General features: G+C 71.4%; 20 protein-coding genes and 1 pseudogene. 16 read left to right on the top strand and 5 right to left on the bottom strand.

Annotated elements, in window-relative coordinates; genetic code table 11:
- Positions 1–122: 122 nt before the first annotated feature.
- Positions 123–974: an alpha/beta fold hydrolase gene (locus tag ACZ5DC_RS39350; RefSeq protein WP_468661100.1), complete on the bottom strand. Its 852-nt coding sequence runs from the start codon at positions 972–974 to the stop codon at positions 123–125.
- 101 nt (positions 975–1,075) lie between these two features.
- Here ACZ5DC_RS39350 and ACZ5DC_RS39345 point away from each other — a divergent pair, with 101 nt between their 5' ends.
- A complete protein-coding gene (locus ACZ5DC_RS39345; protein WP_468661098.1) occupies positions 1,076–1,489 on the top strand; it encodes a winged helix-turn-helix transcriptional regulator in 414 nt (137 codons plus the stop codon).
- A gap of 281 nt (positions 1,490–1,770) precedes the next feature.
- Positions 1,771–2,349, top strand: coding sequence for a GNAT family N-acetyltransferase (locus ACZ5DC_RS39340; protein ID WP_468661096.1), 579 nt, complete (start codon positions 1,771–1,773; stop codon positions 2,347–2,349).
- Between the two features lie 218 nt (positions 2,350–2,567).
- Here the strand turns inward: ACZ5DC_RS39340 and ACZ5DC_RS39335 are convergent, their stop codons facing one another.
- A complete protein-coding gene (locus ACZ5DC_RS39335; protein ID WP_468661094.1) occupies positions 2,568–3,341 on the bottom strand; it encodes a winged helix-turn-helix domain-containing protein in 774 nt (257 codons plus the stop codon).
- Positions 3,342–3,545: 204 nt separating this feature from the next.
- Between ACZ5DC_RS39335 and ACZ5DC_RS39330 the strand changes: the two genes are divergently transcribed.
- The 9 genes from ACZ5DC_RS39330 (at position 3,546) to ACZ5DC_RS39290 (ending at position 12,746) form a co-directional block, all read left to right on the top strand.
- Entirely contained in the window at positions 3,546–3,626 is an 81-nt protein-coding gene (locus tag ACZ5DC_RS39330) for a putative leader peptide (RefSeq protein ID WP_450757472.1), read from the top strand.
- 162 nt (positions 3,627–3,788) lie between these two features.
- The gene (locus tag ACZ5DC_RS39325; RefSeq protein ID WP_468661092.1) at positions 3,789–5,426 is read left to right on the top strand and encodes an ABC transporter substrate-binding protein; all 1,638 of its coding nucleotides are present in this window, start codon (positions 3,789–3,791) and stop codon (positions 5,424–5,426) included.
- Positions 5,427–5,429: 3 nt separating this feature from the next.
- Positions 5,430–6,386 carry an ABC transporter permease gene (locus tag ACZ5DC_RS39320; protein WP_468661090.1) on the top strand — a complete coding sequence of 319 codons (957 nt, stop codon included), beginning with the start codon at positions 5,430–5,432 and terminating at the stop codon, positions 6,384–6,386.
- Between the two features lie 5 nt (positions 6,387–6,391).
- A complete protein-coding gene (locus ACZ5DC_RS39315) occupies positions 6,392–7,228 on the top strand; it encodes an ABC transporter permease (RefSeq protein ID WP_468661088.1) in 837 nt (278 codons plus the stop codon).
- Positions 7,225–9,207 carry a dipeptide ABC transporter ATP-binding protein gene (locus tag ACZ5DC_RS39310; RefSeq protein WP_468661086.1) on the top strand — a complete coding sequence of 661 codons (1,983 nt, stop codon included), beginning with the start codon at positions 7,225–7,227 and terminating at the stop codon, positions 9,205–9,207. Before ACZ5DC_RS39315 ends, ACZ5DC_RS39310 begins: the two co-directional genes overlap by 4 nt.
- Before the next feature lie 32 nt (positions 9,208–9,239).
- Positions 9,240–10,082: an alpha/beta fold hydrolase gene (locus ACZ5DC_RS39305; protein ID WP_468661084.1), complete on the top strand. Its 843-nt coding sequence runs from the start codon at positions 9,240–9,242 to the stop codon at positions 10,080–10,082.
- A gap of 20 nt (positions 10,083–10,102) precedes the next feature.
- A complete protein-coding gene (locus ACZ5DC_RS39300; RefSeq protein WP_468661082.1) occupies positions 10,103–11,116 on the top strand; it encodes a 2-oxoglutarate and iron-dependent oxygenase domain-containing protein in 1,014 nt (337 codons plus the stop codon).
- Between the two features lie 22 nt (positions 11,117–11,138).
- Positions 11,139–11,954, top strand: coding sequence for a DUF427 domain-containing protein (locus tag ACZ5DC_RS39295; protein ID WP_468661080.1), 816 nt, complete (start codon positions 11,139–11,141; stop codon positions 11,952–11,954).
- A 147-nt stretch (positions 11,955–12,101) separates the two neighbouring features.
- Positions 12,102–12,746, top strand: a complete 645-nt coding sequence (locus ACZ5DC_RS39290) for a TetR/AcrR family transcriptional regulator C-terminal domain-containing protein (protein ID WP_468661078.1) — start codon at positions 12,102–12,104, stop codon at positions 12,744–12,746.
- On the opposite strand, the gene ACZ5DC_RS39285 is transcribed toward ACZ5DC_RS39290, so the two are convergent.
- Positions 12,638–13,690 carry an LLM class flavin-dependent oxidoreductase gene (locus tag ACZ5DC_RS39285; RefSeq protein ID WP_468661076.1) on the bottom strand — a complete coding sequence of 351 codons (1,053 nt, stop codon included), beginning with the start codon at positions 13,688–13,690 and terminating at the stop codon, positions 12,638–12,640. The two genes, ACZ5DC_RS39290 and ACZ5DC_RS39285, sit on opposite strands and share 109 nt — an antisense overlap.
- Positions 13,691–13,755: 65 nt before the next feature.
- Positions 13,756–13,935: pseudogene (locus tag ACZ5DC_RS39280) on the bottom strand (O-acetyl-L-homoserine sulfhydrolase); the annotation flags it as partial.
- Positions 13,936–14,476: 541 nt separating this feature from the next.
- Between ACZ5DC_RS39280 and ACZ5DC_RS39275 the strand changes: the two are divergent.
- Genes ACZ5DC_RS39275 through ACZ5DC_RS39265 form a run of 3 tightly spaced genes read left to right on the top strand, consistent with a single transcriptional unit; the run spans position 14,477 to position 17,993 of the window.
- Positions 14,477–15,502: an isopenicillin N synthase family dioxygenase gene (locus ACZ5DC_RS39275; RefSeq protein ID WP_468661074.1), complete on the top strand. Its 1,026-nt coding sequence runs from the start codon at positions 14,477–14,479 to the stop codon at positions 15,500–15,502.
- On the top strand, positions 15,499–16,524 hold the full coding sequence (locus tag ACZ5DC_RS39270) for a PLP-dependent transferase (RefSeq protein ID WP_468661072.1): 1,026 nt from the start codon (positions 15,499–15,501) through the stop codon (positions 16,522–16,524). Before ACZ5DC_RS39275 ends, ACZ5DC_RS39270 begins: the two co-directional genes overlap by 4 nt.
- A 47-nt stretch (positions 16,525–16,571) precedes the next feature.
- Complete coding sequence (locus ACZ5DC_RS39265) at positions 16,572–17,993, top strand: MFS transporter (RefSeq protein ID WP_468661070.1); 1,422 nt, start codon at positions 16,572–16,574, stop codon at positions 17,991–17,993.
- Between the two features lie 279 nt (positions 17,994–18,272).
- Here the strand turns inward: ACZ5DC_RS39265 and ACZ5DC_RS39260 are convergent, their stop codons facing one another.
- A complete protein-coding gene (locus tag ACZ5DC_RS39260) occupies positions 18,273–19,205 on the bottom strand; it encodes an NmrA family NAD(P)-binding protein (RefSeq protein WP_468661068.1) in 933 nt (310 codons plus the stop codon).
- Positions 19,206–19,306: 101 nt separating this feature from the next.
- Between ACZ5DC_RS39260 and ACZ5DC_RS39255 the strand changes: the two genes are divergently transcribed.
- Both ACZ5DC_RS39255 and ACZ5DC_RS39250 read left to right on the top strand, forming a co-directional pair.
- Positions 19,307–19,939, top strand: a complete 633-nt coding sequence (locus ACZ5DC_RS39255; protein WP_468661066.1) for a TetR/AcrR family transcriptional regulator — start codon at positions 19,307–19,309, stop codon at positions 19,937–19,939.
- A gap of 275 nt (positions 19,940–20,214) precedes the next feature.
- The gene (locus tag ACZ5DC_RS39250; protein WP_468661064.1) at positions 20,215–20,934 is read left to right on the top strand and encodes a hypothetical protein; all 720 of its coding nucleotides are present in this window, start codon (positions 20,215–20,217) and stop codon (positions 20,932–20,934) included.
- Positions 20,935–20,949 lie beyond the last annotated feature (15 nt).

Below are 20,949 nucleotides of genomic sequence, written 5' to 3'. Positions count from 1 at the left end.
TCACCCCGGAGCCGTTCCACCTCCCCCAGCCTCATATCGGAGAAGATGCCCACCACCAGGAAAGATCACACGACGTAACGAAGCACTACTAGGGCGTGCATCGAATGTCAACCCCGGCCCGGTCACGCTGCTCTCGCGTCCTCACCGGCCAGGAACGGATGCAACAGCGTCAGCAGGGCGCGCGGCCGGTGCAGCGGGATGATGTGGCCGCAGTCTTCGATGACATGTCCGGTGAGATCGTCGGTGACCGGGCGGAGTTGACGTTCCAGCGCGGCACCGACAGGCCGGGCGCCCAGCGCCATCGTCGGCACCGTCAGGCGGGCACTGGCGACCGCCTGCTCGATCTGTACCGCGCTCTCGGGCAGGGCCCGGTAGTACGAGAATGCGCGGCTCAACGCCTGGCGGCCCGTGTATGCGCGGACGAAGGCGTCCCGGAGGGCGGGGCGCACCCCGTCGCCGAGCGTGCCGGCGCTCAGAAACCAGTCGACGTAGGCGGCCTCGTGGCCCTCCAGCACGGTCTCGGCAAGGCCGGGTGCGGCGGAATGGAAGCCGAACCACCACGGTGGCCCGTCGGCGAGGAAGTCCTCGGCGCCGGGTAGCCTGCCCAGAAGGGACTCCATGACGACCAGGCGCCGGACGAGACCGGGGCGGCGCAGGGCGAGCAGGAAGGCCGGCGCGGTGCCCGCGTCGATGCCCACCACTGCAGCCGAGGACACGCCGAGCGTGGTGAGAAGCGCCGCGGCGTCCTCGGCCAGGATGTCCGCGTCGTACCCGGAGGCGGCCGGGCTGCTCGCGCCGAATCCGCGCAGGTCCGGCGCGATGACGCGGTAGTGGCCGGACAGGTCGGCCATGACGTCCGTCCACAGCTCCCAGGTATGCGGGAAACCGTGCAGCAGCAGGACGGCCGGGCCCGATCCGGCGAGGGCGACGTTCAGTTCGACACCGTTGGCGGGGACGCGACGTAGCTCGGGCATGCAGGGGCTCCAGGTGTGGTGAGTGATGGTGACCAGGTCACGCTAGGGAACTATGCTGGTCCGCCCAAGACGGCACTTTCCCTTCAGGTGGTGAGCCCGGGGTGACCACGTCGAAGCCCGGCGGACGTGACCGGCGGCCCGGTGAGCGCGGTGACCTGCTGGATCCGCGCTGCCCGACCCGCCAGTTGCTCGACCGTATAGGCACCAAGTGGACGTCGATGGCGGTCAAGGTGCTGGCCGAGGAGGCTCCGGGCGAGCTCCGTTTCGCGGAACTACGGCGCCGTATCCCGGGCATCTCACAGAAGATGCTGTCCGTCACCCTGCAGAGCCTGGCCCGCGATGGCCTGGTCGCGCGCCGCGTGGAACCCACCGTGCCGCCCGCCGTCCACTACCGGCTCACCGAGCTCGGTCTCTCCCTCGAAAGACCGCTTTCAGCCCTGCGGGTCTGGGCCGAGACGCACATGCCGGAGATCAACCGCAGCAACCAGCTCGCCGACGAGTCACCTCCCGACTAGGGCGTGGATCGAATGTGCCGGTCACAGCCACTCGTTGATGGCCGGGACAAGGACGGTCGCCTGGCTACCTATCTACTGTGGGGCCTCCAAGCCGCCCACTACTGCAAGCCGCTCATCCTCACCCCCTGCGCTGACGACTTGGGCAGCGGATAGATGTGGGTCCTCGGCGGTGACGTGAAGGCGGCCGTGCCATGCTGCTGCTCCTCCAGCACCCCACCTGGTGACAGGCGCGTCCCGAAAACTCCCTGGACCCTCCGAACCGGCTCGGCCATCATCCTCACGTGACCACCTACCTCGAGTCCGAGCGCCTGACTCTGCGCCCCTTCGTCGCCGCCGATGCGGACCTACTGGTCGAGTTGGACAGCGACCCGGCGGTGATGCGCTACCTGACCGGCGGCGCTCCGACCGCGCCTGAGGAGGTCCGCGACCTCGTCATCCCCAGCATCCTCGCCGGCTACGAGCGCTGGGATCACGACCTCGGCCTCTTCGCTGCGTACGAGAAGGACGGCGGAGCGTTCGTCGGCTGGTTCTGCCTGCGTCCACTGCGCAGCGGCCCGCGTGAGGAGGCCGAGCTCGGCTACCGCCTGCGCCAGGCGGCCTGGGGGCGGGGCTACGCCACGGAGGTCTCGCGGGCGCTGCTGGCGAAGGGGTTCGCCGAGCTCGGCATCCGCATGGTCTGGGCCGAGACGATGACCGTGAATCGCCCTTCGCGCAACGTCATGGAGAAGCTCGGGATGACGCTCACGGAGAGCATCCCCACGCCGGACGACATGATCGCGGTTGAGGGTTCCGAGCACGGGGGTGTGCGGTACGAGATCACGAAGGGGCAGTGGGAGCGCCGGCAGGCGCAGGCGGTGTAAGGCGCGACGGCCGTGGATGTGAAGTCATCAGCCTGCGCGGCCTCGTCTCATCGTGCCTTATCGGGCGGTGGCCCGGCTGCGGGTCACCGGCCGACAGCGCCGGACCCACCCGCGGACCACCGACGACGCGGGCCCGTGGCGGAGGGGAAGGTGGCCGGCGGGGAGGGCAGCGTTCCGTGGTCGGAGCCGTCCGGCCGCGACGGTCGTGACCTGGGCCGTCAGCCGCCCTCGGCCGGTGCCGGTGTCGCGCGCAGACGGAAGCCGACGCCTCGTTCCGTCGTCAGCAGAGCCGCGGCACGCGGGCCGAGTTTGCGACGGATGCGGTGGATGTGCAGGTCGACGGAGCGACTGCGGCTGCCCGCCCATTCGCCCAGCCCCGAGCGCAGGTCCTCCCGGGTGATGACCCGGCCGTTGCCGCGCAGGAGGGCGGTCAGCAGCCGGAACTCCAGCGGGGTCAGAGCGACCGGAGCGCCGTCCACCAGCATGCGCCGGCCGCCCGGGTCGAGGCTGATCGAGGGCGGCGCGGCGGCCACGTAGGAGCCTGGCAGCGTGCCGCCCGGCACCACCGGCAGACCGGCGGCACGCCAGGCCTCGTAACCGCCGACGATGTCGGTGGCCCGCACCAGTCCGAGATCGTGCAGGCCCGCGGCGGCCATGCTCGACATGTACCCCTGCGAGCACATGATGATCGCCCGCAGGGAGTGGTCGGTGGCCTCCTCGATGCGCCAGGTGCTGCAGGGGTCCAGCCGCCACTCCAGCACGTTCCGGTCCATGACGAGGGAGCCGGGGATCTCGCCCTCGGCGAGCCGCACCATGTCCGCGCGGACATCCACCACCAGAGCGCCGTCCGCGAGTTCGGCGGCCGCGTCCTCGGGAGCCAGCCGCCGCAGGCGGCTGCGGGCGCGGGCCAGTAACTCGTCGATCGTCGAGTGACCGATGTCAGGCGTGCCGCCCGAAGGGCCATCGGGCCGTATGTACGCCGGTGACTGCATCGCGAGCAACTCCCTTGTCGTGCCTCGGAGACGTCCGGTGGTCGTCACAACCGTGGCGACGACAGCCGGCGGCGAGACGCGAGGGCGCGCGGCGGCAGTCGGTCATGCCGGGAAGTCTACGGGCGGAGTTTTGCGGCAGAGTTTCTCGATTCTGAAACAGATCCCGCATTGTCTACCGCCGAGCCGGGCTGTTATCAATGAGTCGTGACCGCGAAAACGCTGCTGACCAGGAGGATCCACGTGGATCTGCTGCGCGTCGGCACGTGCGCCTGTCCGCAGCGCTGAGGCGTCCGACCGAGCCCACCGCGCCGGCCTTCTGACGGCCCTCGGCCCCTCGCTCCTTCACGTTCCGCCTTTCTTCACCTGTCACTTTTCTGCCTGTACCGCACACGCCCGTGTACAGCTCCCCAGGTTGTGCCGTGCCGTCGGTCGTTCCCTGGAGAACCCATGCCTGCATCCGATGCCGACGCACCGCCCCAGATCCGGCAGGACGTCCTGCCGGCCGGCCCCTCTCGCCGCGGCTTCCTCACTCTGACCGGCGGCGGCGCCCTGGCCGCCCTGCTCTCGGCCTGCGCGCCGGGCGCAGCGGACGACGCGTCGGCCCGGGCGACGGCGCCGGCCACCGGCCCGGCCCGGCGCGGGGGCACCCTGCGCGTGGGCGCCCCGCCGCCGCCCACCGCCCTCGACCCGGTCACGGCGTACGACGGAACCGCCATCGCCCTCTGCCAACTGGTCGCCGAATACCTGATCTGGCTCGACAAGGACTTCAAGCTGGTACCGCGGCTGGCCACCAAGTGGGCTTCGGACACGTCCGCCCGGAAGTGGACCTTCACCTTGCGCGAGGGCGTCACCTTCTCCGACGGCACGAAGCTCGACGCCGCGACGGTGAAGACCTCGTTCGACCGGCTGCTCGACCCGAAGAACAAGTCGGCGGCCCTGTCCGCGTTCGACACCGTCCTCAAGGCGGGCGGCGTGAGCACCCAGGGCGACTCCACCGTCGTCTTCACCCTCGAACGGCCCTTCTCCGACTTCCCGTACCTGGTGTCGGCCGGCAACTACAACGCCGTGATCCTCAAGACGGACTACGCCGGCGACTTCGCCGAGCACGGCATCGGCACGGGCCCCTTCACCCTCACGTCGTACGACGTCTCCACCGGCGCCTCCTTCGTGCGCAACCCGACGTACTGGGACAACCCCAGGCCCTACCTCGACGGGGTGGACGTGAAGTTCTACGCCGACGATCAGGCCGACCTCGTCGCCCTGCAGTCCGGTGACACAGACGCCCAGTTCCTCAGCCGGCCGGCGCTGGTCGAACCCCTGGGAAACAGCGGGGGCGTCACCGTCGACAAGGTCAGGGGGACCGGAGCCACCGTCCTCACCCTCCGCGTCGACAAGGCGCCCTTCGACCGGAAAGAGGTCCGCCAGGCCGTCGCCTACGCCCTCGACCGGCCCGCCGTCCGCCAGGCCGCCGGCAGCGGACTCGGCGACCTCGGCAACGATCACCTCTTCGCTCCGTTGTTCCCGGCCGCGCCCACCGACATCGAGCAGCGTGCCAAGGACAAGGCGAAGGTCGCCGAACTGCTCAAGGCGGCCGGCCTGAAGAGCCTGCGCTTCTCCCTCACCTTCGACCCGCCCAACAAGGACCACGCGGTCACCGTCCAGAGCCAGTTGAAGGAGGTCGGCATCACCGTCGACCTCGACCAGCGGTCCTCGAAGGAGTTCTACGGCGGTGACCAGGCCAAGGACACGCCCTGGCTGTTCACCACCGCCAACCTGGTCGGCTGGGCGGGCAGAGCCGTGCCCAGCCAGTTCATCATCCCGATGGTGAAGAGCAACGGCGTCTGGAACGGCTCGAAGTACGCCAACAAGGCACTCGACGCGGCCGCCGAGGCCTATGACACCGCCACCAGCGACGCCGAGCGGCGCCGGCAGGCGGAGATCATCGCCAAGGCCCTGCACGAGGACGTGCCGATCGTCATCGCGTACTGGAGCGGCGCGGCGCGCGCCTACAACGGCAACAGATTCCGGGGCGTCGAGGCCCACCCCAGCCAGTACGTCGACTTCACCACCGTCTCCCGGGTCTGAGACATGACCAGGTTCCTGCTGCGGCGGCTCGCCGCGATACCGCTGACGCTGCTGGGGGTCTCGCTCCTGGTCTTCCTCGCCACCCAGGTGCTGCCCGGCGACGTGGCCCGCACCGTCCTCGGCCGCGAGGCGTCCGACGACTCCGTGCGCGCCCTCGACCACGAACTCGGCCTCGACCGGCCGCTCGTCATGCAGTACGGCAGTTGGCTCGGGCACTTCGTCACCGGCGACTGGGGCACGTCGTACACCCTGCACGTGCCCGTGCGCGGACTGCTCCTGGAGCGGCTGGGCCACTCGCTGTTCCTGGCGCTGTTCGCGTTCGTGCTGCTGGTACCCGTCGCGCTCACGCTCGGCCTGATAGCGGGGCTGTACCACGGCCGGGTGCCGGACCGGACGATCACCGCCGCGACCCTGGCGCTGGGCGCCACACCGGAGTTCGTCACCGGGGTCGTCCTGATCGTGGTGTTCTCGGTGCGACTGAACTGGCTGCCCGCGTCCGCGCAGACCCGGCCCGGGGCCGACGGCCTGGGCCAGACCCTGTGGCACCTGCTGCTGCCGGCGATCTCGCTGGTGCTGGTGTGCACCGGCTATGTCGCCCGGCACGTGCGCGCCAGCACCATCGCCGTCGTCGACGGCCCCTACGTGCGCGCGGCCCGGCTGCGCGGGGCCGGACCGGCCCGGATCGTCGTCCGGCACGTCCTGCGCAACGCCACGGTGCCGGCCACGAGCGCCCTCGGGGTCCAGTTGCAGTACCTGCTCGGCGGCATCGTCGTGGTGGAGCTGCTCTTCAACTACCCCGGCGCCGGTGCTCTGTTGCTCCAGTCCGCGCAGGACAAGGACCTGCCGACGCTGCAGGCCGGCGCGATGACGCTGGGGGTCCTGTACATGCTGGTCGTGCTGCTGGCCGACGTGGTCTACCGGCTGCTCGATCCGCGGATACGCCTCGGGGGTGCCGCTTGACCACCATGACCGTCGTTCTGCGGCCACTGGGTCGCGTGGGGCGGCTGCCTCTCGCCTCCGTTCTCGGCGCCACCCTGATCGTGCTGTGGACCGCCGTGGCGCTGTCGTGGCCGCACCTGGTGCCGTACGACCCGGACGTCCAGCGCCCCCGGGACCGGTTCCTGGGGCCGAGCGGTGAACACTTGCTCGGCACCGACCAGTTCGGTCGTGACGTCTTCTCCCGCATGCTGGCCGGGGCACGCCCCGTCCTGGAGGTGGCACCCGCGGCGACCGCGCTGGCCGTCCTCGCCGGCACCATGGTCGGACTGCTCGCCGGGGGCGTGGGCGGCTGGCTGGACGAGGTGGTGATGCGGATCGTCGACGCGCTGGTCGTCTTCCCCGCCGTGATCGCCGCCGTCCTGTTCGCGGCGCTGCTCGGCCGCTCCCCTGGGGTACTGGTCCTCGTCGTCGCGGCCGCGCTGACCACGCTGGTCACGCGCAGCGTACGGGCGGCGACCCTCGTCGAGCGTGAGAAGCCCTACGTCGAAGCCGCGTTGCTCCGCGGTGAGCGGCTGTGGTCGCTGCTCGGCCGCGAGATGCTGCCCAACGTCCGCCGCACCGTGTACGTCGAGACCACCTCCCGGCTCGGCGACGCCGTGTTCGCCGCCGCGACCCTCTCCTTCCTCGGCCTAGGCCAGCCCCCGGGTTCACCGGAATGGGGCGCCACCGTCGCCGACAACCGGGTCTGGCTCGGCACCGCGCCCTGGACGGTCCTCGCGCCCGCCCTCGCGATCGTCTCGCTGGTGGTCGGGGTCGCGCTGGTCGCGGACAGCTCACGGCGGGCCGCAGGGGGCGAGACATGAGTACGGCCGGACAGGGACTCGTCGTCGAGGAGTTGAGCACCGCCTACGGCCCCGACCAGGTACTGCACGACGTGTCCTTCAAGGTGGCCCCCGGCGAGATCTTCGGCCTGGTCGGCGAGTCGGGCTGCGGCAAGTCGACCCTGGCGTACGCGATCGCCCGGCACTTCGCACCGGGAGGCACGGTGCTGGGCGGTGCCGTACGGCTGGACGGCACCGACGTACTGGGCCTCGGCGGGCGGCAGCTGAGGCAATGGCGGGCGTCCCGGCTCGCCTTCGTCCACCAGGACGCCGCGGGCTCGCTGGACCCCACGATGCGGGTCGGCGCCCAACTGGCCGAAGTCCTGCGCGGCAGAGGTCTGACGCGTGCCGAGACCGCCACGCGCGTCGTCGGCCTCCTGCGCACGGTGAGGCTGCCCGACCCGGAGCGGCTCGCCCGCCGCTACCCGCACCAGCTCTCCGGCGGCCAGCAGCAGCGTGTCGTCATCGCCGCCGCTCTGGCCGCACAGCCCCGCCTGCTGATCCTCGACGAGCCGACGACGGGCCTCGACGCCTCGGTCGAGCACGAAGTGCTGGTCCTGCTCAAGGAGTTGCGGAGCCGACTCGACGCCGCCGTGGTCTTCGTCAGCCACGACCTCGGTCTGATCGGCCGGATGTGCGACCGGGTGGGCGTGCTGTACGCGGGGCGGCTGGTGGAGGTGGGGCGGGTGAGCGAGGTTCTTGCCACTCCGGCCCACCCGTACACCGCCGGCCTCCTGGCGGCCGTGCCGGTGCTCGGCGCGACGCGCGCCGAACGCCCGCTGCGGCCCGTCGCCGGCCGGCTGCCGCTACCCGGTGAGGCCACGACGGGCTGCGCCTTCGCGCCGCGCTGCGCGTTGGCGGAGGACGCGTGCAGGACCGCTGAACCCGCGCTGGACGCGGAGGCGGTACCGGGCCGGGCGGTGCGCTGCCTGCATCCGGGGGAGGCCGGCACGGGGGCGCGTACGGCAGTGGGCGGTGCACCACCGAGTGAGTCCGCAGCCGCCCTCGTGGAAGTGCGTGACCTGGTGCGGCGGTTCGGGAGCACCGTCGCCGTCGACCATGTCGATCTGACGATCGGCGAGGGCGAGATCCTCGGTCTGGTGGGGGAGTCGGGCAGCGGCAAGACCACCCTCGCCCGGGCCGTCGCCGGGCTCGGCCCCGACGGCGAGGGCGAACTGCGCCTGCGTGGCGAAACCCTCCCCGCGCGCCTGAGCCGGCGTGATGCCGAGGTACGCCCGCGCATCCAGATGGTCTTCCAGAACCCGGACGCCTCCCTCAATCCCAGCCACACCGTGCGCACCGTCCTGAAAAGATCGCTCGCCACGCTCGGAGATCCCTCCGCCGCGTCCCTGGACACCCTGTTGGACCGCACCAGCATCGACCCCGACCTCCTGGACCGCCGCCCCGCGCAGCTGTCCGGCGGGCAGAAGCAGCGCGTCTCCATCGCCCGGAGTTTCGCGGGCCGGCCCGATCTGGTGATCTGCGACGAGCCCGTGTCCGCCCTGGACGTCAGCGTGCAGGCGGCCGTGCTCGACGTGCTGGCCGATCAGCGGGACCGTACAGGGACGTCGTACCTCTTCATCTCGCACGATCTCGCGGTCGTCGGCCATCTCGCCGACCGGATCGCCGTCATGTACCGCGGGGTGATCGTCGAGCAGGGGCCCGCGTCCGGCGTGCTGCGCGGTCCCTCGCACCCGTACACCGCCCTGCTGGTCGAGGCGGCCTCCCGCCTGGTGGTGGCCGGCCCGCCCGCCACCCCGACGAACGCCCCGGCACGACCGGCCGGCTGCCGGTTCGCCGAGCGCTGTACGCGCCGCATCACCGGGCTGTGCGAGGACGTGCCGCCCCCGGAGAACGACCTCGGCGGGGGCCATGTCGTGCGCTGCCACCTGGACCCCTCCGACCTGCCCGCCGGCATTCCCGCCTCCGCCGCGCCGGGCGTGGCCGCCGACCTCCTGTGACCCCATGACCGCCCCGAGCACCAGGAGCCCTGATGACCACGACCACGACCGCGACCACGACTACGCCCACGAACACTGCCGCCGAGGAGTTCGCCGGGCTGCCGAACGCCCCCGCCATCCAGCGCCGTTGGGTGACCGTCGCCACCGGCGGCCACGTCGGCGGCGTCTTCTGGCACACGCGGAAGCCCACCGTCGTCCTCCTCCACGACGCCGGACTGAGCGCCCGTTCCTGGGACGACGTACTGCTGGCCCTGGGGCGGCCGGCCGTCGCCCTCGACCTGCCCGGACACGGCCGCTCCAGCAGGCGCGGCCGGGGCGACTACCGCCCGCGCCGGCTGGCGGCCACGCTGGAGGAGACCGTCCGCTCCTTCGCGCCCGGTGGCGTGCCCGTCGTGGGCGCCGGATTCGGCGGGCTGGCCGCGATCGCGCTGAAGGCGAAGTTCCCGCACGGCGCCGGGCGTCTCGTCCTCATCGACGCGCTGCCCGGCGCATCGTCAGCCGGCCTGCGGCTGTGGCCGCAGCCCAGCCCGGAGTTCGCCACCCGTGAGCAGGCGGCGACCTGGCTGGCGGAGCGCGGTGCGACCGACCCGGCCCGCACCGCCGAACGGGAGACCGAGCAGGCGGCGGACGGCACCTGGTCCTGGCGCCACCACCTCGGCAGCCTGCCCGCCGACGCGCCCACCGCCCTCGACGACGAGACGCTCTGGGATCAACTCGTCACCATTCAGGCCCCGTTGCTCATCCGGACCGAGAACGGCCCGCTCGACGCGGTCTCCCTCGACCGGTTTCGCGCCCAGGTACCCGACGCAGACATCGTCACCGTCCACGCCGACCCCCAGTCCCTCGCGGACGTCCTGCGACCCCTGACCCACTGAACCCCGAAGGAGCCTGAACTATGTCGGACGACATCCCCGTCATCGACCTCGCCGCCGCCCTCGCCCCCGACGCCCCCGAAGACCTGCTCGCCACCGTGCGCACCGCCGCCGAGACCATCGGCATCATCCAGGTGGTCAACCACGGCGTGCCCACCGAGGTGATCGCCGGCTTCGACGACGGCTTCCGCCGCGTCCTCGACCTGCCGCGCGCGGAGAAGGAGCGACTGGCCAGCCCGACCGGACACCCCTACCGCGGCTGGCGCCAGTGGCCGGACGACTTCGGACGCCTGGAGCTCGAACGGTTCAGCATCGCCCAGTACGACGACACGGAAGCGGCCAGGACCGCCGGACTGTCCGCCGAACACGCCACCCTCTACGAGCACGCGAACGTGTGGCCGCCGCAGGAGCCCGGGCTGCGCGCGGCCACCCAGCGCTATCACGACGCCTTCGTGGACGTCGCCCGCCGCGTCCTCGGCCTGTACGCGCGCGTGCTGGACGTCCCCGCGCAGACCTTCCCGCTCGGCGAGGACGTCTACACCACGGTGGTCGTCAACAACTACCCTAAGTGGCCGCACCCGGGTGCGTCGGACGAGGAGAAGCTCCTCCTCCTGGAACACGCCGACGGTTCCGTGCTCACGGTGCTCCACCAAGAGGGCGACTACGCGGGCCTGCAGGGTCAGCGCCCCGACGGCACCTGGACCCCCGTACCGATCCGGCCGGGCGCCCTCCAGGTGTTCACCGGCACCCTGCTGACGAACTGGACGGAGGGCCGGCTGCGCCCCGGACGGCACCGCGTGGTGGCCGGTGGCTCGGTGACCCGGCGCTCGTCCGCCGTCTTCGTCCACCCGAGCCTGGACACGGTCGTCGCACCGCTGCCCGAGTTCGCCGACCCGGACGGCTCTGACTTCGAACCCGTCTCCGTGTGGGAACGGGCCAGCGGTAACGTCGAGGAGTACTTGCGCGTGTTCGGCCGCCCCGAGCAGCTCGCGGCCTGGCGCGAGAACCGCCCCTACGTCGCGGAAGTCACCGCGTGAGCCGGCCGGAGGAGAGCAGCTCATGACCACGTTCCCCACCGCACAGGCCGTGCGGACCACCCCGGAAGGCCTCCTCTGGGAGCCCGGCGAGCGCTGGGTACGCGGCCGCAAGGGCGAGGTGACGGTCGTCGACAGCCGGCATCCCGTCCTGGTCTGGGAGCCGGGTGTCCCCGTCCCGCTGTACGCCTTCCCGCGCACCGAGGTCCGTGAGGACCTGCTCCGCCCCGCGAAGAACCCCCCGACCGGCACGCACACCGGCTCACGGATCTTCTACGACCTCGACATCGACGGCGACCTGCTGGAGAACGCCGCCTGGACGTTCCCGGCCGCCGACCTCGCCGGTCACATCGCCTTCGAGTGGTTCGGGCGCACCGGCCGGGGCCTCGACCACTGGTACGAGGAGGAGGAAGAGATCTTCATCCACCCCCGCGACCCGCACAAACGCGTGGACGCCATCCCGAGCAGCCGCCACCTCGTGGTCCAGATCGACGGCACGGTCGTCGCGGACACCCACCGCCCCGTGCTGCTGTTCGAGACCGGGCTGCCCACGCGCTACTACATCCCGCGCGAGGACGTCCGCCTCGACCTGCTCGAACCCACCGACCACCACACCGGCTGCCCCTACAAGGGCACGGCGGAGTACTGGTCCTGGCGCGGCGAGTCCGGCATCCCGTCGAACGTCGTCTGGTCCTACCCGGACCCGCTGCCCGCGGTCGGCCCGATCAAGGGACTCCTCGCCTTCTACAACGAGGCCGTCGACATCACCGTCGACGGCGAACCCCGGGAACGCCCCGTCACACACTTCACCAGGACGCTCTCGGAGGGACCGCACGCGTGACGGTATCGGACCGCCGCGTCCGTCCCGGCGGACCGCGCCGGTCCACGTCCGGCACACCACGACGGGACTGGGGCGCAGCCGGCAGCCCGGCCCGTCGCCGGAGGTCGGTGCGGCCCGGTCGCCGTCCCTGTCGCCCCGGACGCTCCGATGCCCCCGCGGGCTCGTGGACCTGACCGCGCTGGCCTGGCGTCGGATGGTGCGGTGAAGGCCGCCGTGTGCTCCTCGGCGACCCGGGCCGGGTCCTCGCCGGGCGGGGTGCGCGCGGCCGGTTCCAGGGCACCGCAGGCTGGCCGAGGCGTTCGCGTGCCTCGATGGCCGGACCGTCTCGCCCGGCTCACCGTCTCCGGTCACCCGCGCCCCTGCGCCCCCGCCCTGGCCGCCGAGCAACCGCTCACCCTGGTCACCGGCCCGCTGGAGCCCCGCTCCCGCCTCGGCACGCGCAAGCTGGCCACGGCCGGGATGCGTGTCCTGGCCGAGGCTGCGGTCGGCACCTTCCTGCGCGCGTATGCCGCCGGCCGACGCTCAGAGCCACGTCAGGAACTCCTCGGTGAGTTCGTGCAGCCGACGCCCCGGTCGAAGAACAACCGCACCTCGTACGCGCCCGCCTCGGCGAAGCGGTGGCCGTCAGCGAACGGCTCGGCGGGTGCACACCTCCAGTCGCACGGCCGGTTCCGGAAGGAGACTCATCGGACGGCTGCCTCCTGCGCCGTCAGGGACGCCGGACGCCAGCCCAGCTCCGGGGCGATCAGATGTCGTACATCATGCAGGATCTGTTCGTACTCCTCCCGGTGAAACTCGTACGGCAGTTCCAGGCGCAGCTCCGACACCTCCGCGAGGACGGGATCGGCGGCCAGTTGTTCGAGGATCTGCTCGGCGGTGCCCACCACGTCGGGGGCGAACAGGGTGCGTTTCGGTCCCTGGGGCGCCAGGGTCCGTTCGTGGCGGCCGGCCGCGTACGCGCGGTAGCGGGCCCGGCCGGTCGCGTCGGCGCTGTCGAAGGGCACGATCACCCGCCCCACCGCCACCCGCGCCGGACGGTCCGCGTCCTTCGTGGACAGTGTGCGGCGGTACTCGGCCAGCAGGTTCAGCTGGGCTGTGGTGAAGTCGTCGGTGCCCTCGCCGGTGACGATGTTGCCGGACAGCAGGTTGAGGCCGTTCTCGGCGGCCCAGCGGACCGAGCGCAGGCTGCCGCCGCCGTACCAGACGCGCTGCGCCAGACCGGGGTCGTGCGGCTGAAGGCGCGGGCGTTGGACGTTTCCCGGCGAGTGGATGAGCGTGTCCGGGCCACCGAGGTAGTCGCCGCGCAGGTTGTCGAGGACGCGGGCGATCCTGCCGTACGACAGGTCGAAGCCGCGCCAGTCCCCGTCGTACACCAGGTCGCCGAGCAGGTCGGCGTGCGGCATCCCGGTGCTGAAGCCGACCTGGAGGCGCCCCCGGGACAGGACGTCGGCCAGCGAGAGATCCTCGGCGAGGCGGAAGGGGCTCTCGTAGCCGATCGGGATGACCGCGGTGCCCAGTTCGATCCGCTCGGTGCGCTGGCCGGCCGCGGCGAGGAACACGGCGGCCGAGCCGACGCCGTGTTCGAGGTGACGCTGTCGGATCCACGCGCCGTCGAAACCCGATCGTTCGCCGTACTCGAAGAGTTGGAGCGTCTCCTCAAGGCCCGTGTACGGGTCGTCGTCGGTGAAGTTGCCCGGGGTGAGAAGGGCCAGTGACGTGATGGCGGGAGTGCTCATACGACCCTCGGCTCGTGATGGACTCGACGGTGGTGGCGGGGGCGGGTGAACAGTTTCTCCGGCGGGTCCCGGAACGCGAACGACGTCGTCTGGTAGATCGGCGTCGCCCGCGCCCCGGTCGTCGGGTCCGGCGCGGCACCCGCATGGATGTGCTTGGTCTCGAAGGACGACGCGGAGGTGTCAGGCCCGGCGGAGGTTTCCTCGGGGGTGTGACCGGCGGTGACGGAGTCGACGGGCTGGCTCATGGGGCTGCTCCCTGTGCGGAGGGTGAGAGCGGGGAAGGCGTGAGGGAACCGCAGCGCTGGAAGCCGCCCCCGGCAAAGGGCGGCGGTCAGCGTGAAACGGTGAGAAAGACGCTGGTCAGAAGCCGGAGCGCGGCGTCAGCTCGCGGCGGAACAGCCCGTGGTGGTGACACGCGCGTAGTCCACGTGGCGGCGGGTCACGAGCACGGTCATGCAGCCAGATAACCACAGCGGCGGCGGTATTCACCAGCACAACGAGGGTGTCTCACGTTGCGGGATGCGTGGTGGACGCACCTTCCCGGGTGTGCTTTGATCCGGTCATGGAGACCACTGGCACGGCACACACGGTGCTGCTCGACCCGTTCTGGGTGAGCCGCCGCGCCGACCAGTTCGACCAGGTCTGTTGCTGACCGCCGTTCCACGGCTCGGGACCCGCACCCTGCCTCCTTCTCTTTCCGCCTGATCCCGCTTCCGCCACTCGACCAGCCACGTCCCTGGGCAGTTGTGCTGCCCGGTCGGCCTGCCGTGCCGCGAAGGAATCCCCATGGCCCAGCCCACAGCCCTGCCCGTCATCGACATCTCCCGCTTCCGCGCCCCGGACGCCGACCGTGACGCCTTCCTCGCCGAACTCCGTACCGCCGCCCACGAAGTGGGCTTCTTCTACGTCACCGGGCACGGCGTCCCCGCACCACTGCGCGACGAGGTGCTGAGCGCGGCCCGCGCCTTCTTCGCGCTGCCCGAGGAGCGGCGACTGGAGATCGAGAACCTCAACTCGCCCCAGTTCCGCGGCTATACGCGCACCGGAACCGAGTACACGGCAGGCAGCGCCGACTGGCGGGAGCAGATCGACATCGGGCCGGAACGCGAGGCGCTCGATGTCGGTCCGGACGAACCCGACTACCTGCGCCTGATCGGCCCCAACCAATGGCCCTCCGCGCTACCGGACTTGCGGGACACCGTACTGGGCTGGCAGGCGGAGGCGCTGCGGGTGAGCCGTGAGGTGCTGCGGGCCCTCGCGGCGGCGCTCGGACAGGACGAGGGCTACTTCGACCAGTGGTTCGACGACGAGGCGGCCGTCCACGTGAAGATCGTGCACTATCCGCCGCGCGCCGCCGAGCACGCCGAGCAGGGGGTCGGCGCGCACAAGGATTACGGCTATCTCGCGCTGCTCCAGCAGGACGAGGTGGGCGGGCTCCAGGTGCAGCGCGAGGACGGCGAGTGGATCGACGTGACTCCGGTACCCGACGCCTTCGTGTTCAACATCGGCGAGATGCTGGAGATCGCCACCCAGGGTTATCTGAAAGCCACTCGACACCGGGTCGTCAGCCCGCAGTCGGGCGTGCACCGCTACTCGATCCCCTTCTTCCTCGGCCCGCGCCTCGACGCGGTCGTCAAGCCGCTCCAACTCCCCCCGGAACTCGCGGCGCTCAGTCGCGGTGTCACTGACGACCCGGACAACCCGCTCCTGGCCGCCTTCGGGGAGAACGCGGTCGTCGGCTGGCTTCGCTCCCATCCACGCGTCGCCGAACGCTGGTGGTCCGACGTACTGGAGAAGCGGGGGAACCGATGAGCAACTGGGCCTTCGAGACCCGGCAGGTGCACGCCGGAGCGGTACCCGACCCGGCCACCGGCGCGCGAGCGGTGCCGATCCACCCGGCCACCAGCTACGTCTTCCGGGACACCGCGCACGCCGCCGCGGCCTTCGGGCTGGCCGACCTGACCACCCACGCCTACACGAGGCTGTCGAACCCGACCACCGCCGTGGCCGAGGAGCGGATCGCCGCCCTGGAGGGCGGAACGGCGGCGGTCGCCGTGGCCAGCGGACAGGCCGCGACCAGCCTTGCCCTGCTCAACCTGGCGCGCGCGGGCGACCACATCGTCGCCTCCTCGTCCCTGTACGGCGGCACCCGCACGCTCCTGGAGCACACGTTCGCCGACCTCGGCATCGACGTCACCTTCGTCGACGACCCGGACGACCCGGACGCCTGGTACACGGCCGTACGCCCCACCACGAAGGCGTTCTTCGGCGAGACTCTCGGCAACCCGCGCGGCAACGTCCTCGACATCGAGGCGGTGGCCGGCATCGCCCATGAGATCGGCGTGCCCCTCGTCGTCGACAACACCGTGCTCACGCCGTACCTGCTACGGCCCTTCGAACACGGCGCCGACATCGTGGTGCACTCCACACCAAGCTCCTACTGGCTCGGCGGCTTCGACCTCAGCGGCTACCCGCTCGATGGTCCGCTGCCCGAACTCCCCGTCTCCAACCAGTCGCACACCGCCCAGCAGCAGATCTACGAGGACGCCCGCCGCGACAACCTCACCATCCGCGACCTCGTCCGGCGCGTCGCGAACGACGACCGCACCATCACCGGCACACCCCAGCAGATCGCCGACCACATCGAGGAGTGGTTCCACGGCCGCGCCGCCGACGGCTTCAACGTGATCTTCCCGTACCTGCCGGGCACCCTGGACGACTTCGCCGAGCTCGTCATCCCCGAGCTGCGCCGCCGCGGCCTGTTCCGCACCCACTACACGGGCCGTACGCTGCGCGACCATTTGGGCCTGCCGCGGCCGTCCCGGCGGGCGTAGTGCTCCCGGGAGACGACCGCGCCGCACGACGCGTGCTGCTGGTGTGCATGGCCGCCGGCGCAACGACCCTGTTGGACCAGGCCGTTCTGAACATCGCGGTGCCGAGCATGCGCCAGTCGCTCGGCGCCAGTGGGGCGGACGTCCAGTGGATCGTCGCCGGATACTCGCTGGCCTTCGGCCTCGCCCTCGTCCCCGGCGGCAGCCTCGGTGACCTGCACGGGCGCAAGCGATTCTTCCTGGCCGGGGTGGCGCTCTTCCTCCTGGCCGGGGTGACGGCCGCAACCGGCGGAAGCCCGGGGACCCTGATCGGGGCCCGGCTGGTGCAGGGCGCCGCTGCCGGGCTCGTCAACTCGCAGGTGATCGGCACCATCCAGGACGTCTTCCACGGTGCGGCCCGCGGCCGTGCACTGGGCCTCTACGCGGTCACCGGCGGCGTGGCCACGGCCCTCGGCCCGCCGCTCGGCGGCGCGCTCGTCGCCGGGCTCGGCCCCGGGACGGGCTGGCGGTGCTGTCTGCTGCTGAGCGGACCGTGCGCCGTGCTCACCCTGGCCCTCGCGGCCCGCTGGCTGCCCCCGCCGCGGCGCACCGCCCGCGACTCCCGGCTGGACCTCCTCGGCCTCGGTCTGCTCTGCGGCTGCACGCTGGCGCTGATGGTGCCCTTCATCCGCACCCCGGACAGCGGGGGAGAGGCGCTCCTGTGGGGCATCGCGGTGTGCGCGCTGGCGGCCGTCCTTGCCGCGCATCAGCGTCTGCGGGTGCGACGGGGGCGTCAGCCGCTGGTGCACCCGACGCTGACCTCGTCGAAACCGTATGCGCTGGGTACGGCCGTCGCGATGGCCCAGTTCGGCTCCTCACTGGCCGCGTTCCTCGTGCTCACCGTCTTCCTCCAGGACGGGCTCGGCCTGTCCGCCCTGCTCACGGCGGCGGTCACTCTCCCCGGGGCAGTCGGGATGGGTATCTCCTCGGCCCTCGCCTGGCGGCTGGTCCGGCGGATCGGACCGCGCACGGTGAGCGTCGGCCTGACCATGGGCATCGGCGCCGCGCTTGCGGGGGTGGCGGCCGCCCTCGGGGCGCCGACGTCGGTGCTGCCCGTGGCTCTGGCCGGAACGCAGCTGATGTCCGGTGTCGCCGGAGGGCTCACCGTCTCGCCCAATCAGACCCAGGTGCTCCAGCACGCTCCGGCAGAGGCGGCGGGAGTGGGTGGCGGCATCCTGCAGATGGCCCAGCGCATCGCCGCAGCCGTCTGCCTCAGCGCCGTCCCCGCGGTGTACCTGCACATCGCGTCCGGTCCGCCGGGAGGCAGCCATGCCCGGGCCGGGTACGCACTGGCTTCCTGCGTCTGCGCCGGCCTGCTCGCCGCGGCTCTGCTGCTGTCCCTGCTGCGCCACGCCGCAACACCCCCCGGCCCGTCAGCAGCCGCGTCGGCGAACCGCACCGTCGTGGTCCCCCGCTCCAAGGAGGCGACCTGACCACTCGTGGCGCGGGTGCCACACCCGTCGACCCCTCTCACCCCACCAGAACTCAAGGAGAACGAATAGGCTCGCCCAGAACCCGGCCGGCCCTCGTCCTCCTCGGCGCGACGGCGCTGCTCAGACCACGGGTTCCGTGTGCGGCGCCCGCTCGCGTCCCAAGGCATCCTGGCTTGGGCGCAGCCGGAAGTCGCTGCTCTTGAGAGCGCCCTGGTGCAGAACGGCAGGCGGGCCAGTGGGCGCCCGGCACATCCGGCATCCGCCGGGCGCTGCCTAAGGTCACAGCGCCGGATGTCCATGGCCGGACACGGCTGTCAGCTGCTCATCCGCCCACTCGGCGAAGGTGGTGGTCGGGATGCCCAACTCCTGGGCGAATTCGGGCCGGGCGGGCTGGAGGACCATGTTGTTCCACTCGTGTCCGGCTCCCCACTTCGGCATGCCCGCGTCGAGGGCCTCTTCCAGGCTCATGGAAGGCGCGCTCACAGGCACGCCCCAGGCGGCGGACAAGGTCTGCGCGATCTGTTCCATCGTGCGCAGGTCGCCGGCCAGTTCCAGTTCCACCTGGTGGAACCGGTCGGGGTCCAGGAGGGCGTGCGCCGAGGCCGTGCCGATGTCCCGCACGGCCACCAGGGCCAGTTCGGTATCCGGTTTCAGCACCGTCAGCAGGCCGCCACGGGGCCCTCGGGGCGCCAGCAGGGGCAGGTTCTCCATGAAGAAGGCGGGCTTGATCACCGTCCAGCGGGCGAAGCCCGCATCGCGTACCGCCTCCGTGATCGCCTGCTTGGTACGGAAGTAGTCGGCCATCGCCGCCCAGCGGCCTTCACCCCAACCGGGGGCCTGGGTGTGCTCACCGACTCCACTGGTCGAGGACTGCACGAACTGCCGCACGCCCTCGACCTTCGCCGCATCGATCAGGTTGGTGGCCTGGGTGAGCTCGCCCGCGAAGTCCACACTGGTCTCGGTCATCGGCGGCATCTGCACGGAGAACACGGCGCGAACCCCCTCGACCGCCGGGCCGAGGGTGGCCCGGTCGGAAAGGTCCGCTCGCACCAGCTCGGCGCCCAGCGCCTGGATCGCCCGTGCTGGCTTCGACGACGGATCGCGTACGAGTGCACGTACGGGTATCCGGGCGGCCAGGAGTGCGCGAGCTGTGGCCCCGCCTTGCCGGCCGGTGGCTCCGGTGACCAGGACGGTATCGCTGTCGACGGGCATGACCGCTGCTCCTCACGAGCCGGAGAATGAAAACGGCGGGGCCCGCCGTTTCCTCTGCCGCTACGATATGGCGGGGCCCGCCGCTTAGCAATGGGGAGATCATGACCGGCCAACGCTCAGACGCCCGACGCAATCACCGGCTCATCCTCGCTGTCGCCGAAGCCGAGGTCGCCGCGCATGGTGCCAATGCGTCCCAGGAGCGGATCGCCCGGATCGCAGGCGTCGGGTCGGCGACCGTACGCCGCCACTTCCCCACCCGTCGGGCCCTCCTTGAAGCCGTCTTCCAGGAGCGCATCGAAGCTCTGTGCGAGCATGCCCACCGGCTGAGTGCGGCCGAGGACAGCCGCACCGCCCTCCTGGAATGGCTCCGCGCTCTCGTTGTCTATGCGGTCTCGGCCCGCGGATTCGCCAGCATCCTCAGCTACGAGCCCCCCACCGAAGAACTCTCCCCGCACTCGTGCGGCAAGAGAATCGAGGCGGCCGGAAATCCCCTGTTGCAGCGAGCCATTCGCGACAAGGCGGTCGCACCGCATGTCACCTTCCACGACCTGCTGACCCTCGCTGCCGGCATCGCCCTGGCCACCGAGCATCACGAGGACCCCGACACCCAGGCCGGCCGCCTCTTCCGCCTCACTGTGGAAGGGCTCAGCCCCGGGCACGGCACCGCTGGGGTGCCCGGGAACTCCGGTTCTTCGGTACTGGAGACAGAAAGCCTGCCGAATGAGCGCGTGTGACAAGGGGATGCCTGGCCGGTGACAACACAGTTGCCTCGACTGGCCGTCTCCGCCGGCTCATCCGGCGCCGCCGGCAACTCCCGGGCGTGGGTCACCCGTTACCCGGCCCGAGGAACGGCGCGGAACGGGCGGCGACCCGTCCGGCCGCCGACTGCCGGCGCCGGACTCGAAGCCCTCGCGGCCCGGATGCGCTTCGACCCGGAGAGCGCCGGCTTCACACCGTGTCACCCGACCACGAGGACGACCCCGACGGCGGCCTTTCCACCCTGCTCCGCATGATCGCCGGCCTCGAAGGCATCACCAGCGGCGAACTACTCCTCGACCAGCAGCACGCCAACGACCGGCCCGGCCGGCGAACGCAACGTGGCCATGGTCTTCCAGAGCTTCGCCCTCTACCCCACCATGACCGCCGCCGAGGCCGGCTTCCCCCTCACCGCACGCGGCGAAGACGAACAACACATCGCCCAAGCCGTAGACACCGTCGCCGACCGCCTCGGCATCCGCTCCCTCCTGAACCGGACCCCCAGCTCCCCGGAGGAGAACGCCGACGCGTCGCCATGAGCCGCGCCGTCATCCGCCGCCCCTCGATCTTCCTCATGGAGGAACCCTCTCCAGCCTCGACGCACGCCTGCGCACCGAGATCCTCTCCGTCGTACGGCGTACAGGCGCCACCACCGTCTACGTCACTCACGACCAGACCGAAGCCATGGCCCTGGGCGACCGCATCGCCGTCCTGCGCGACGGCGCCCTCCAACAGGTCGGCACCCTTGCCGACCTCTACAGCCGCCCGACAACGCCTTCGTCGCATCGTTCCTCGGCACCCCCAGATCAACCTGCTGCACGGCACCCTGTACGCGTCCGTCAACGGCGACATGACCATCAGCCTCGGCGCCCAGGACCTACCACTGCCACAGGCGCCGGCCCACCACATACTGCGCGTCCTGCACTCCGGGTCCCGAGAGAGCGGGAGTGGAACATGTGCTCAGGCAAGCTGAAGTACCGATGGCTCA

The organism is Streptomyces sp. NPDC031445 (genome assembly GCF_055581365.1).
Note: the sequence above shows the minus strand (reverse complement) of the source record. Positions and strands in the feature narration are given on the sequence as shown.